A 13,695-nucleotide genomic window follows, 5' to 3' on the forward strand; every position below is an offset into this window, starting at 1 on the left:
CTCACCTCACTGGGGCTTAATTCATTGTGAGCATCAAAAAGAATCAACCGTTTTTCTCCCCGGCATCGGGCTTACGTTCTGCTACCATTCCGCCTTTTTGTTCCGGAATGGAATACTGGCAATTCCCAGGCACTTCATAGGATTTGCCTTCTTTATTATAGGTCAGATTGAACACCATGTCGGTCAGCCATTTCTTAAAGGATGGATTGTCCTGGAACTGTTTGAAGAGTTCCATATTGTCTGCCATGATGGAAAAAATGACCTGCTGCAGGGCTCGTTCGCTCTCGGTCCGGGCTTCTTGTTCATCAGAGTTTTTCATAGCGTTGCGGTACTTCTCATCGCGGGAAACCATGGCCGGAATCTGCAGGAGCTGTCGTTGTACGTTGTCAGCGTCGTTCCACTGGATATTCCCGAACATATCATTGAATTCCGAGATGATGTGCGACAAGGGGTCCATTTCCGGTTCTACAATATGGCCAACCTTACCGGTAGGAACGGGGGCGATTTCAGCATCTTCGTCTTCCAGTCTGATGGCTACTGCTTCCCGTGCCTCGTTCCGATAGCTGTCCAGGTCCACAGCGGCCAAGATACCCTCTGACAGGTCATCGGTCTGAGGGGATGGCAGTTTGGGAATCAGTAGATTCAGGAAAATAGATAATTTTTCCCACGCTGCATTGCCATAGGGAAGAATAGACCCCAGGAAACCATAGGTCCGCACAAAAGCCTTGGCGGCACTCTTGAACTGAATCTGGTCCTCCGTTTCCAGCTGGTCATAAAGGACAACACACGAATCGAGGAGCGGATCCAACCGGTCCCGTTCCCCGCCGCTCAGAAACAAGTCCACTACTTTCTCTACATCGCTGTGGTCATAGACCTGATAGTCTTCCATCAGGGAAATCAGGTCGTAAAGCTTATTGGGGTCCGTTTCGCCGGACAAAATCGTCGTCCGGTAGAATTTGGAAAAGGCTTTTTCAATCGTTTCCGCCTTGTTGGCAAAATCCAGCACATAGACTTCATCCTTGCCCGGCGCCGCCCGGTTCAGCCGGGACAGGGTCTGGACAGCTGCAATGTCCGAAAGGGGTTTGTCTACATACATAGTCTGGAGCAGCGGTTCGTCAAATCCCGTCTGGAACATGTCGGCCACGACCAGCAGCCGGTACGGGTCCTTCTTGAATTCCTGGGGAATCTTTGCGTCCGGAAAACCATTCATCGCTGCCGAAGTCAGAGGCGGTTCCTGGCCGTGATAGCTACATTCCCCGGAAAAAGCGATGATAGCCTTATACGGGCTGTGCCGGTCGGCCAGACACTTGGTAATGGCATAGTACGTTTCAATGCAACGGGGAATACTGGCCGTCACCACCATGGCGCGAGATTGGCCGCCCAGTTTCTTCCTGGCAATGATCTGTTCGTGGAAATGGTCTACCATCATCGCCGCTTTCTTGGCAATGACGTCGGGATTCCCTTCGACAAAGGAGCGCAGTTTCTTCTGAGCCCGCTTCTTGTCAAACATGGGGTCGTCTTCCACCTTTTTGGCAATCTTATACCAACTGTCGATGGTCACGTAATTCTTCAGCACATCCAGGATGAAGCCTTCCTGAATGGCTTGTTTCATGGTATAGACATGGAAGGGCCGATGTTTGATTTGGCCGTCTTCTTCATAAGGCGTGCCAAACACCTCTTCCGTCTTGTTTTTAGGCGTAGCCGTAAAGGCGAAGTAACTGGCTGTTTTTACCAGTTTCCGTCCCTCTACCATGGCGTTGATCTTGTCTTCATTATCCAGTTCACTGTCCGAAGCCAGTCCGGAAAGGGCCAGATTCATATTGGCTGCATTCCGCCCACTCTGTCCCGAATGGGCTTCGTCGATGATGATGGCAAAGGTATGGTTTATATGTTCCTGTCCGATTTCTTGAGAAATATAAGGGAACTTCTCTACTGTGGTCACAATGATCCGCTTGCCGTCCTGGATGGCCTTTTTCAAGTCGCCCGAGTGCTGGGCCCATACGACGGTATTCTTTACCTGCATGAACTGTTTAATCGTATCCCGGATCTGCTTGTCCAGAATCCGCCGGTCCGTCACGACAATGACCGAATCAATCATAGGCCGTCCATCCCGTTCCAGTCCGATCAGCTGATGGGCCAGCCAGGCAATGGAATTGGATTTGCCCGACCCGGCACTGTGCTGGATGAGATAGCGTTTACCCACACCGTACTGCCTGACATCGGCCAGGAGTTTTTCTACACAATCCAACTGATGATAGCGCGGCCAGATTTGTTTGACCGATTTCTTTCGGGTTTCCGGATTTTCCTCGACGACGACTTGGACGTAGTTCTCGATGATACGGGACAGTTTCGTCTTCGTCAGGATATCTTTCCATAAGTAGTCCGTCATGATGCCTTCGGGGTTGGGCGGATTCCCGGCCCCATCGTGGTATCCTTTGTTGAAAGGCAGGAACCAGCTGGCCTTCCCGCAAAGTTTCGTGCAGAACTGGACCGTCTGATCATCTACGGCAAAATGTACGATACAGCGCTTGAAGGAAAACAGCAGTTCCCTGGGATTGCGGTCTTTCTTATACTGCTCTACGGCGTCGGCTGTCGTCTGCCCGGTGAAATGGTTCTTCAGCTCTATGGTAATAACGGGCAGGCCGTTGATGAACAGACAGAGGTCCAAAGCCAGTTTTGACGCGTCGATAGCATAGCGCAGCTGGCGGGTAACACTGAAAATGTTCTTGTCAAATAGCCGTTTCGCCTGTTCATTGTTTTCCGTCGGCGTGAAATAGAACAGGATCAGGTCAGCTGGATAGGCTTTGATGCCATTGCGCAGCACGTCGATGATACCGCGCCGGGTGATTTCTCCAGAAAGACGGTTCAAAAACTGCCGCTTCTTCTGGTCACTCTGGTTGACGCCGAGCTTTGCCATCTCTTTGGGTTGAGTATCATTCAAAAAGCGAAAGAGCCGGGTTTCATCGATGGCATATTCTTTATTGTAATCTTCATTCGTCCCCTGCTGGTAGCCATTCTGATTCACCAGCCAGTTCACGATGAGCGTTTCAAAACCCTTTTCCGTTTTATCCGTAAAAGCCATCGTCAGTCCTCCTCTCCAGGGATTCCTGTTTCTTCGTCATTGTCTTCCCCATCATCAGCCGTCAAGTCGTCCACGTGTTCGTAAGCAGGAACAGGGATATTCCGGACATCGATTTTGCCGGTGACCACGTCAGAGATGATGGTGGAGCATAACTCTTTTAAAAATTCAAGCTGTTTATGTTTTGTGCATATCAGTCTATTTATCTGACTTGTCTTAAGACAAATGTAATCAATAATTTTATACTGTATAGCAATAGATGGCAAACCAATAACAAAATTTCTTATAAAATCAGCAGGAACTCTTTTTTGACCTGCTGACCCAGTCATTTGCCCTTCTCCGAGACTCCTGAAAATTTTAGTCATCGTAATATAGTACAGATATTTAGGCAGAACATCGTTTCCTGCTCTTAAATTAAAAAGTTCTGTTGTCCCATATCCTATATCTGATTCTAGTTCATCAAGGCAAGCACCCTTGCCATTTTCAAAGCATGGTGTAATTTTAGCAACAATAACATCATTTTTAGCAAATGATGAAAACCCTGTTCTTACTTTTGCAATTGGCTGTTTGATTGAGCAATCAATTTTACCATTTTCTGAAATATTTTCCATTGGTAAGAAAACCACTTTATCTTGATCCGTGTGCTTCTTTAATTGATTACTAATCGACGCACCAACCTTACATATCCTCTTAATTTTTATAACCTTCCATGTTGCGGGGATTTTCGGTAGATAGTAAACATCGGTTTTCTTCATAACTACATTCGAGTCAATTCCTTGAAGGATAGCAGAATTAATAATTTCTGCTTTCAATTCCTCCAGCTCCTGTATTTCCTTCCGCCGAATTCCAATCAGCTTGTTAATCTCCGAAACCTTCCAGTCCAGGAAGCGCACAATCTGGTCCTGCTCGGCACGAGGAGGGACGGGAATCAGAATAGTTCTCATTTCACTATAGCGAGTGGTCCACAAATCTGCGACAATCCCCCTGCCGTTTCTGTAATACTCTTCAGAAAATCTATAATTGCGAAGCAAATAATGAATATATTCACTATTCAATTCATTTCTAGGTGTCAGAACAATGTTGATAAGTGAAACTGACCCATCCAGTTTGGATACGCCACAGGAACCTTTTCTGTCTGAACGGCTATTGATAACAAAATCTCCTGCCTTTACAAGTTTTCGGTTGTCACTATCATTGGACTTGGCTGCATGTGCAAGCTGTGGTAGTATCCCTTTCTTCGTTACTGATAACGGCTTATAATCCTTATCTGAAACCTTTTTCTTGCGTTCAGTAAACAACGCATTTATCTTCTGAAGTTTCCAATGTGCTGGTATCTGGGGAATCCACGTGACATTAGTATTCATCACATTGCTATATTTCTTCATTACTCCAGCCCCCTGACGATGTCATCCATAACGCCTTCTGATTCTTTTTCCAGTTCCGCCAGGGACGCCAGGATATCTTTCATATCCCGCAGTTTTACGGGCTTGTAGAAGTATTTAGTAAAGCTGATTTCATAGCCGATTTTGGTCTTGTCTTCGTCTACATAGGCATCGGGCGCATAGGGCAGGACTTCTTTCTCGATGAAGGTATGGATACCGCCTTCATACTGGAATGGGATGTTTTCTGTATCCCGCAGTTCCGGGTCCGCTTCCCCGGCGACTTCTTTCGCTTCTGGGTCGGTTTCGGTGATATAAGGACGGATTTTCTTCAGCTGTGTCTTCTTCAATTTAGTGGCTTTAGCAAAGGCATCCCAGTCGTCAAAGGGCGCCGTCTTAGCTGCTTCCTGTACGGCCTGGCGCACGTCTAACAGCTCCGTATGTTTTTTGAACAGGACTTTCCCCTTTTCATCCTTTTCGGGAATCTCCCGTTCCGGGAACACCCGCAGGCGCAGGGGCCGGTCCACGGTGACATTCCAGTAGCCGAATTCGCTGTTGTCGAAAATCTTGCTGACGTCGCTTTCTTCCATGTCGAGGAAGATGCGGATGATTTCTTTGCGGATATCCGGCGTGAATTCGCAGTTCTTGTTCCCCATGTTCTTGCGCAGGGGCGATTTCATCTGCGTCGCATCGATGAGCTGGATTTTGCCTTTCCGGCGGGCTTCTTTCTTATTGGACAGGACCCAGATGTAGGTGCCAATGCCCGTGTTGTAGAACATGTTATCCGGCAGGGCAATGATGGCTTCCACCAGGTCGCTTTCGATCAGATAGCGGCGGGCGTTGCTTTCCCCGCTGCCGGCGTCGCCGGTGAACAGGGACGAACCGTTATGGACTTCGATGATGCGGCTGCCCAGTTCGGTATCGGTCTTCATCTTGGATACGTTATTGAGGAGGAATAAGAGCTGCCCGTCGCTGGTGCGGGGGATCATCTTCAGCAGTTCCCCACCCGGCAAGTAGGTATTGAAGCGGGTATCAAGGATTTCATTTTTGCCACCCAGTTTGTCGGCATCGGTCTTCCAACTCTTGCCATAAGGTGGATTGGAGAGCATGAAGTCGAACTGCCGCGACGGGTTCCCGTCCAGAGACAAGGTCGAGCCATAGGCAATGTGTTCCGCTTCCTCGCCATCCCCTTTCAGCAGCATATCAGCCTTGCAGATGGCATAGGTTTCCGGGTTGATTTCCTGACCGAACAGGTGAATAGAAACTTTTTTACTCTGTTTGGCTGCCAGTTTCAGGAGCCGCGCCTGGGCCACTGTGAGCATCCCGCCAGTCCCGCAGGCTCCATCTCAAAGGCGTTCGTATTTGATACAATCGAACGATAGTCAGAATTTTGCACACCCCCGTGTGCATAGTATCATAAAGTGATTAATCAGCCCCATTTATATGTTTCTTGTACCATTGAATGATTTCATCTCTTTCATCTTCAAAAAATTGTGTGGTTATATAGATTTCTTTTCCATCAAAAATTAAAGGATTTTTCCTGTAACGAATGTGGCTACTGTTTCCCTTATTGGCATCTCGGCGATCTGCCAGAACTGGATAGTCTGTTCGATTAAAAAGCTTTTTAGTATATTCCTTAGTCTTTAACTGCTGAATTTCATCGTTTGAAACAAGTCCGCGTCTCATTACTTCTTTGAAAAGTTCATAAGCCAATTTCCCTGTGCTAAGAACCCCATATGTAGACGCATCATTTATTTTAAACGTTGGTTTGTGTGGTTTGCTACCAATTAACAGTCGGATATCATTAGAATCCAATTGCATCAATCCAGCTATTTTCTTAATCGTATTAAGCTTGTTTTGACTGCTTTGATTAGTTTCTATATAAGCATTATCAGCCAGTTTATATGCTTTTCTCATCCCCAAATCAGTTTTGTTGAACCAGGGAAAATCGGAATTATAATAAGAACTTGGATCGAGTCCGAATAAAATACTATGAACCTTTCGGTAGGCATCACTCATATCCTTTGTATCGATTAACGTGTCTATTACTTCTACTTGCAAAACTTTTTTATTTGTAATGTCCACATCTTCATCCCAGTTAAACCACTCTGACTTTTCTGTTTCATCAATTTTGACCGCATCAGGAATCCACCATATTTTTTCTGCTTTTTTATAAAGAATACCAGCTCTTTCTTTAATCTGATCTTCGGCCCAACTATCACAAGTCTTGATATACTCATTCAAAGACAATTTACTGCACAAAAAGCCTTTCTCTGGCATGTTCTTCTTCTTTGCAAAAGGCGAATTACTATAATCAGAGTTATAGGCTGTTAAGGTTAAATTTCCTGGAGTATTCAAATATTTTGTTTGAATAAGTTCCCAATTTTTGCCGAGCTGTTTTTTCCATTCATCGTTAAGCGTTTGTGGCATCACATGTTCTATCGTCAACACTTTCTCATCAATCAGCTTTTCTACGGCAACAAGCTCCTTATTACCAAAATTTTCCAACCTTTCTAATATGTATTTTCGCATACTCGATTTGGCGTCATATAAATCATAAGATTCAAAATGTTCATGGAATTCGTGATTATTGGGAAAGCGACTTCTCCCCGTTTTAGATAACAGCTTACTGCAGAATACATCATAATAATCCATATCACTGTTATTTACTTCTTTATCAACTTCGGCACCAATCTGAACAAAAAGCTTATTGAGCGCATTCGTCGGTAAATCACAGATTTCTCTTCTGATAATGAAATTTTCAATTACCTCTAAAGCTTTCTTTAACTTTTCCTCAGAAATATACCCACTTGATTTTGCCTTAAACAAATCCATTATCAATGGGATACAAGTTTTTACGTCAAGTTTATCAATGCGTTCAAGAATATCCGAATATGATGTTTTTCTCTGTTGGGGATTAACAATAAAGTTATAATAGTGCGCATATTCGAGCATGTCCTGAAGTATCGATTCAATGGAAAGCTTACTGTCTTCACGATAATATTTGAACTCGAAATACAGTTTTTTCTCATCATAAAGCTTTCTCGTTTTATTTGCCAGGTAAAATCGAATAAATTTATTAATATCATGATGACCAACAGCTTGTTCCAAGGGTTCCCAATAGTTTTTATAAAATTTTTCCTGCTCCCTATGCTTCATGTTCATCAATACATAATTACGAATCTTATCTGCTGTTTCCAAATCAAGTCCTGTCGAATTCAGGCTTTCAAAAATAAGTTGTGGATCATCCCCGTTCTGTGGCTGTAAACTGATGCTAACTATATCGAGTTTTCCAATAGCATTATATACACCTTCAAGCTCCTCCGGGGTCATTTTTTTAATCTCAGAATAAAAATAGTTATAATTTGCAGTAACACAGGTGTCCTCAATCGGTGCCTTACCTTCAATCAATGCGTCATAAGCTGCGTCATCCCCTTGAATAAGCTTTAATTTTAATTTTTTTTCGTTGTCCGCATATTCATCGGTCAGATAGGCATTTTTGATTTTTTCGGTATTAATTGGGTGTGTCAAGAGTTTTGTGTAAATCGATTCAATAAGCAACATCGTATTGCTGCATAAGCTGAGACATCCTGTCGTCCATGAGCAGCTGGTTCCGGACCATCGCCCAGTTTGCGACGTGACGACCCTTCCATTTTTTATAGAGCTCTTGGATGCGTAGGTAGAAAATCTTGAAGACTGCATCCTCGTTGGGGAAAGCGCCTTTCTTGGTCACCTTGCGGAAGCTAGAGTTGACGCTCTCGATGGCATTGGTCGTGTACATGATCTTGCGCACGGCACTGCCATAGTTATAGAGCTGCTCGACGTGTGAGAAATTGTTTTCCCATACGCTGACCGCGCCTGGATAAGCCTGCCAGTCGGTCTTGAACTTCTCGAATTCCTGACGGGCCTGCTTGACGTTGATGGCACCATAGATGAGCTTCAGCTGCTTCGTGAATGCACTCCACTGCTTGCGTGGGATGTAGCGGATGGAATTGCGGATGAGGTGTACGATGCAGCGCTGAACCGTGGCATGCGGGAATACAGCCTTGGCGCCTTCCTCCAATCCGCTCACGCCATCCATGGACAGGATGCCAAGATCCTTAACGCCGCGAGCCCGCAGCTCGTCGAAGATCTGCATCCAGGCATGCTTGCTCTCCGTCTCGTTGATCCAGAGGCCAAGGACATCCTTGCAGCCGTTGACGTCATAGGCAAGCATGACATAGACGGCCACCTGCTGGACGCCATACTCCGTGCGCAGCGATACGTAGATGCAGTCGACGAAAGCAAATGGATAGAACGACTGGAGCGGACGATTCCGCCATGCCTCGACCTCTTCCATGACGCAGCCTGTGATGGTGGAGATCTGTTCATGTGACATCTGGAAGCCGTAGATGTCTTCGATGGTTGCAGCGATGTCGCGTTGGCTCATGCCACGGGCATACATCGCCAGTACCTTGCCCTCGATGGACGAAACGTCGCGCTGGTGCTTCTTGATGATCTGCGGTTCAAACGTACTCTGGCGATCCCTAGGGACGCGGATAGGAACCTCGCCCAGAGAGGTCTTGAGCGTCTTGGATGAATAGCCGTTCCGGACATTGTCACCGTCTTCGGAGCGCTCATGCTTCTTATGGCCGAGATGATTTTCCATCTCACCTTTGAGCATGGACTCAAAAATGGGGCCAAAAATCTGCTTCAGGACGTCCTGTACGTCTTCCGCGCTCTTGATGTCGTAGTTGTTGAGGATTTGCTGAGCAATCTGCTCGCCTGGGGTAGTTGGTGGAGTTTTACACTTTGCCATTCTGTTACCGTCCTTATCTTTGTTTACCCCAGTATGGGGCATAAAGTAGATTCATGCAATACCGATTTACACAAACTATTTTACACTCCCTATTAATTGATTTCACATTCAAATCAGAATGCTCAAGAACATAATTGCGTACTGCCAGAAGAAGGAGTGAAACAGTTGTTATCCTCTGTTGCCCATCAATAATAACAAATTCCTCGCAGCTGCCACTATTTTCAGACACATATACTAATGATCCAAAAAAGTGAGATTTATGCTTGCATTCATAAACATCCTTTAAATCTTTTAAAAGTTGTTCACAATTTTTCTTTTTCCAACTATAAGGTCTCTGATAAACAGGAATAATAAATTTTTTATCTGGACCGCTTATTAATCTTAATATATTATTTTCGTTCGCTTTCATATTGTCATTCTTCTCCTAAGATAATCGACATTCATAGGTTTATTTTATCACAGCACGTATATATGGTAAACTTTTAGACATCAAAAAGGCCGCCATCCATAATCAGATAACGGCCATTCTCCTCTTTCTTCTATATTTTGATTTCCGTTCCGTCCTTAAAGGTCACCCGGATATCATCTTTGCTGTACACCGTGATGAAGTCCACCAGGCTGCCCCACAGCCGGGCATCGAACTCCTTGATGAGTTCCTGCTCCTGAAGCTCCTTGATGAAGCTGTCTATCTGTCGGCTCCGGGCCTTACGATACTGAATAGTTTCACAAGCCTTGTCGTACTGCTTTTTCGCCGCTTCATACCGACTGACCAGCTCATTGTAGTTCCGATCGTAATCATCCTGGTCCTGCGCGACCCGGGCATTTTCGGCGATGAGCTGCTGAACCTTATCAGCCAACAGATTCAAATCCGTGCTGATTCTGTCCCTTTCCATTTCCAAGGCTTCCGTATCGGTAAGCTTTTCTTTCAGCAATGTGATATTACTCAGGATTTCATTTTTGTTGCCGATGAGCTGATTGACGGCTTTCACAAAGATTGCCTTGATTTCATCTTCCGTAAGATGCGGCGTCGTACAGCGATTCTTGAACTTGTCGTTGCATCGGTAGATGGTTCGACGGTACTTGTCGGTCGAGTGCCAGACCTTGGCGCCGTACCAGCCGCCACACTGGCCGCACTTGATTTTGCTGGAGAAAATAGATACACCGCTGTAACATTTCCTGCCTTCACGCCGCCGTTTGATTTCTTCCTGCACCCAGTCAAATATCTTTGGGCTGATGATGGCCTCGTGGTTATTTTCTACATAGTACTGCGGCACTTCCCCTTCATTTTTCTTTGTTTCCTTGGTAAGGAAATTGACGGTAAACCGTTTCTGCAGCAAGGCATCTCCTTTATATTTCTCATTGGTCAGGATGCTTTCCACTGATTTCGGATACCACCGTTTTTTCCCGGACGGAGTATCCAGCCCTCTGGCTGTCAGTTCTTTTGCAATGGAATGAAATGTGTAACCGTCTAGGAACAATCGGTAAATCAGCTTCACTGTCTTAGCCTGTTCCCGGTTAACGACCAGATTCCCGTCCGGCCCCCGGTCATATCCGAGAAAGTGGCCGAACGGCACACATACCTTGCCATCAGCGAACCGTTTCCGGTGACCCCAGGTGACGTTTTCCGAGATGCTCCGGCTTTCTTCCTGCGCTAGGGAACTCATGATAGTGATAAGGAGTTCCCCCTTAGCATCGAGCGTCCAGATATTTTCCTTCTCGAAATATATCTCGATGCCCTTGTCCTTGAGCTTGCGTACCGTCGTCAGGCTGTCCACGGTATTTCTGGCAAAGCGGCTGACTGATTTTGTGACGATGAGGTCGATTTTCCCATCCATGGCATCCCTGACCATCCGCTTAAAACCATCGCGGTGACGCGTGTTGGTAGCCGAGATGCCTTCATCGGTGTAGATGCCAACGAACTCCCAGTCATTCCTCTCCTTGATGTAATTCGTATAATAGTCCACCTGTGCGGCATAGCTGGTAACCTGGTCATCATGGTCCGTGGAAACCCGGGCATAACCAGCTACTCTCCGCTTCTTCCGGCTGTTAATCGGGGCCGCCGTATAACGGCTGATGGTAGCCGGGATGGCCCTTACTGTCTTTGCCACTTTTCTCTGCTCTCCTTTCTCCGTGCCTTGGAACGTCGCTTGGACGGCGTAGGTGTATAAGAAATCTCTTCTCTTCTCCCATCCTTAAAATGGACAGTCAGGCAATTTGGCTTTCCGGCTTCGATATATTCCACTTTCTCCCGAAATCTATCCTCATCAAAAGCTTTTACCCCCATGGCCTCTGCGGCCACACGCTTCAGGTCATCTTCCCGGATGCTGACCGATTCACATTTGCCGCCTTTGCTGCATCGCCAATAAACAGGCCTGTCATGCTTCGTTTTGCACCGCCGGAAAGAGGATCCGCACAAGGCGCACCGGACACGTGTCGTAAAGGCGGAGAACCGTGTTCCCTTGCCATTGGCCATGTAGTTTTTCATCCATGCCCTCTGGCGATCCTTATACTCATCGGTCCAGCAATCCTTTTTCGCCGTTGATACCCAGTGCCGGATAAGCTTCTGTCCGTTTTTCATACAGAAAACCATCACGTGGTATTCTGGCACTACTATCTTTTCGACCTGGTCAAGGAAGGCCTGCTCATCGAAATCATCCAGGCCTAGGACTTCTGTACTCTCCTTTACAAGGACTGCATGCGGGATACTTCCTTTTGCGCCGCAATTCCGGCCTTTCAGCTTATGGGAGCCACAATCCCAGAATTCTTCAAAGCCCCGGTCTGTGCGGCGATTGTGCATATAACTCCGACCGCAGATGCCGCATTTGATTTTCCCCGTGAAGCAGGTCGTATTCAAGGACTTATTGGCCAGCGCCCCCAGTTCCTTTCGCCGCGCCATCTCCTGCTGCACGTAATCAAAGGTTTCCTTGTCGATGATAGGCTCATGCGTATTTTCAACATAATACCTAGGAAGTTCGCCCCGGTTCTTCTTCCGCTTCTTGAGGATTGGATCCGTCACATATTCCTTTTGGAAAAGCATATTGCCGGTATAGGTAACATTGGTCAGGACAACCCTGATGTTGGAATCCATCCAGCGGCAGCCATTCCGGGTCGTGATGCCTTCGGCAGCAAATTCCCGTTCGGTTTCAAGACGTGACTTGCCATCCAGGAAATTCTGGAATATGCGTCTGACAACAGCCGCTTCCTTGGGGACTATCACTAGGGTATCCCCTTCCCAACGATACCCGTAAACACGGAACCGCCCGTTAGGATTCCCCTGCTCAAATTGTTTCTTGATGCGCCACCGGATATTTTCACTAATGGAGCGGCTCTCTTCCTGGGCAAAGGAGGCCAGGATGGTCATCATCAGCTCGCCATCACCGCTCATGGTATGGATATTCTCTTTTTCAAACCAGACTTCGATGCCCAGCTCTTTCAGATGCCGGACGGTACGCAGAAGGTCTACGGTGTTGCGGGCAAAACGCTGGATGGACTTGGTCAGGATGATGTCTATCTTCCCGGCTTCGGCATCTTCCAGCATCCGCAGGAATTCCTGCCGCTTCTTCATCCCCGTCCCAGAGATGCCATAGTCCGCATAGACCCCGGCGTATTCCCAGTCCGGGTTCTTCTGGATGAGGCTGCTGTAATAACTGACCTGCGCCGAAAGGGAATGGTGCATCCGCTCCGATTCCATGGATACGCGGGCATAGGCTGCGACTTTCTTTCGCTGCTTCAAATTTGGTATGCTTCGTTCAATCTTACGGATAGTCCGCATAGAATCAGCTCCTTTCGACACTATATATCACTCTGTTTGATACAATTATCAAGTGTATAAGTCCCCGGAAAAAGGCTGATAGCGGCGGATCATCTCCTGTTCGAAGTCCCGGTACTCCTTCCCGGTGATGAGCTTTTCGGCCAGCATCCGCCTTGCCAGATGCATCACCACCTGGAAGGCTGTTTCATTCTGAAATGACCTTTTATCCATAGCGAACACCTTCAAACCGATAAGCAATATAGCAGGCGTGGGAGCAGAACTTCCGATGGCTGTTGCCATAGACGGTGAATTCCTTTCCGCAAGCCGGACAGGTATAGTTGTAGACTGCCTTCCGCTTCACCAGCTCCAGATGTGCATTCCACCACTTATTCCGGCAGGCATCGCAGCAGAACCTTTTCCGCTTCCGTCCGGGATTCTGTGTGATTGGCCTGCCACACTGCTCACAGACTGCCCCCGCTGTACTGGCAGCCAGACTGTGCCGCCGGCAGAACGACTTCACCGTGTTGATAGAAATCTGGAGCCGCGCCGCTATCCTGCCATATCCTGCCCCATCCCGGCGCAAGGCAATAATCTGTTGTTTCTGTTCGTCCGTCATCGAGGACACCGTAAGCGGAAAATAAATCGGTGGATTTAATCTCCTGGCTGTTTGTGAGACAATAGGCTCATC

General features: G+C 46.9%; 9 protein-coding genes. All 9 read right to left on the reverse strand.

Annotation, left to right across the window (positions count from 1 at the left end; translation table 11 throughout):
• Positions 1 to 43: 43 nt before the first annotated feature.
• Positions 44 to 3,082 carry a type I restriction endonuclease subunit R gene (locus tag ACFWUB_RS00930; RefSeq protein ID WP_416184026.1) on the reverse strand — a complete coding sequence of 1,013 codons (3,039 nt, stop codon included), beginning with the start codon at positions 3,080 to 3,082 and terminating at the stop codon, positions 44 to 46.
• Between the two features lie 2 nt (positions 3,083 to 3,084).
• Complete coding sequence (locus ACFWUB_RS00935; protein ID WP_416184027.1) at positions 3,085 to 4,464, reverse strand: restriction endonuclease subunit S; 1,380 nt, start codon at positions 4,462 to 4,464, stop codon at positions 3,085 to 3,087.
• Positions 4,464 to 5,780, reverse strand: coding sequence for an HsdM family class I SAM-dependent methyltransferase (locus ACFWUB_RS00940; protein ID WP_416184028.1), 1,317 nt, complete (start codon positions 5,778 to 5,780; stop codon positions 4,464 to 4,466). The genes ACFWUB_RS00935 and ACFWUB_RS00940 overlap by 1 nt, the downstream gene beginning before the upstream one ends.
• Before the next feature lie 103 nt (positions 5,781 to 5,883).
• Positions 5,884 to 8,022 carry a DUF262 domain-containing protein gene (locus ACFWUB_RS00945; RefSeq protein WP_416184029.1) on the reverse strand — a complete coding sequence of 713 codons (2,139 nt, stop codon included), beginning with the start codon at positions 8,020 to 8,022 and terminating at the stop codon, positions 5,884 to 5,886.
• Positions 8,009 to 9,256: an IS256 family transposase gene (locus tag ACFWUB_RS00950; RefSeq protein WP_020311933.1), complete on the reverse strand. Its 1,248-nt coding sequence runs from the start codon at positions 9,254 to 9,256 to the stop codon at positions 8,009 to 8,011. The genes ACFWUB_RS00945 and ACFWUB_RS00950 overlap by 14 nt, the downstream gene beginning before the upstream one ends.
• Positions 9,257 to 9,269: 13 nt before the next feature.
• Entirely contained in the window at positions 9,270 to 9,665 is a 396-nt protein-coding gene (locus ACFWUB_RS00955; RefSeq protein WP_416184030.1) for a DUF262 domain-containing protein, read from the reverse strand.
• Between the two features lie 130 nt (positions 9,666 to 9,795).
• A complete protein-coding gene (locus ACFWUB_RS00960) occupies positions 9,796 to 11,364 on the reverse strand; it encodes a recombinase family protein (protein ID WP_416184031.1) in 1,569 nt (522 codons plus the stop codon).
• Positions 11,349 to 13,028: a recombinase family protein gene (locus ACFWUB_RS00965; RefSeq protein ID WP_416184032.1), complete on the reverse strand. Its 1,680-nt coding sequence runs from the start codon at positions 13,026 to 13,028 to the stop codon at positions 11,349 to 11,351. The genes ACFWUB_RS00960 and ACFWUB_RS00965 overlap by 16 nt, the downstream gene beginning before the upstream one ends.
• A 48-nt stretch (positions 13,029 to 13,076) precedes the next feature.
• Positions 13,077 to 13,307: an SHOCT domain-containing protein gene (locus ACFWUB_RS00970; protein ID WP_416184033.1), complete on the reverse strand. Its 231-nt coding sequence runs from the start codon at positions 13,305 to 13,307 to the stop codon at positions 13,077 to 13,079.
• Between the last annotated feature and the right edge of the window lie 388 nt (positions 13,308 to 13,695).

Origin of the sequence: Megasphaera sp., from assembly GCF_047831605.1 — a bacterium.
Taxonomy (GTDB): Bacteria; Bacillota; Negativicutes; order Veillonellales; family Megasphaeraceae; genus Megasphaera; species Megasphaera intestinihominis.

Coding starts and splice junctions, on each gene's coding strand:
- ACFWUB_RS00950 (WP_020311933.1), bottom strand. CDS start 9,256: ATGGCAAAGTGTAAAACTCCACCAACTACCCCAGGCGAGCAGATTGCT.
- ACFWUB_RS00970 (WP_416184033.1), bottom strand. CDS start 13,307: ATGGCAACAGCCATCGGAAGTTCTGCTCCCACGCCTGCTATATTGCTT.
- ACFWUB_RS00935 (WP_416184027.1), bottom strand. CDS start 4,464: ATGAAGAAATATAGCAATGTGATGAATACTAATGTCACGTGGATTCCC.
- ACFWUB_RS00955 (WP_416184030.1), bottom strand. CDS start 9,665: ATGAAAGCGAACGAAAATAATATATTAAGATTAATAAGCGGTCCAGAT.
- ACFWUB_RS00930 (WP_416184026.1), bottom strand. CDS start 3,082: ATGGCTTTTACGGATAAAACGGAAAAGGGTTTTGAAACGCTCATCGTG.
- ACFWUB_RS00945 (WP_416184029.1), bottom strand. CDS start 8,022: ATGTTGCTTATTGAATCGATTTACACAAAACTCTTGACACACCCAATT.
- ACFWUB_RS00965 (WP_416184032.1), bottom strand. CDS start 13,028: ATGCGGACTATCCGTAAGATTGAACGAAGCATACCAAATTTGAAGCAG.
- ACFWUB_RS00940 (WP_416184028.1), bottom strand. CDS start 5,780: ATGCTCACAGTGGCCCAGGCGCGGCTCCTGAAACTGGCAGCCAAACAG.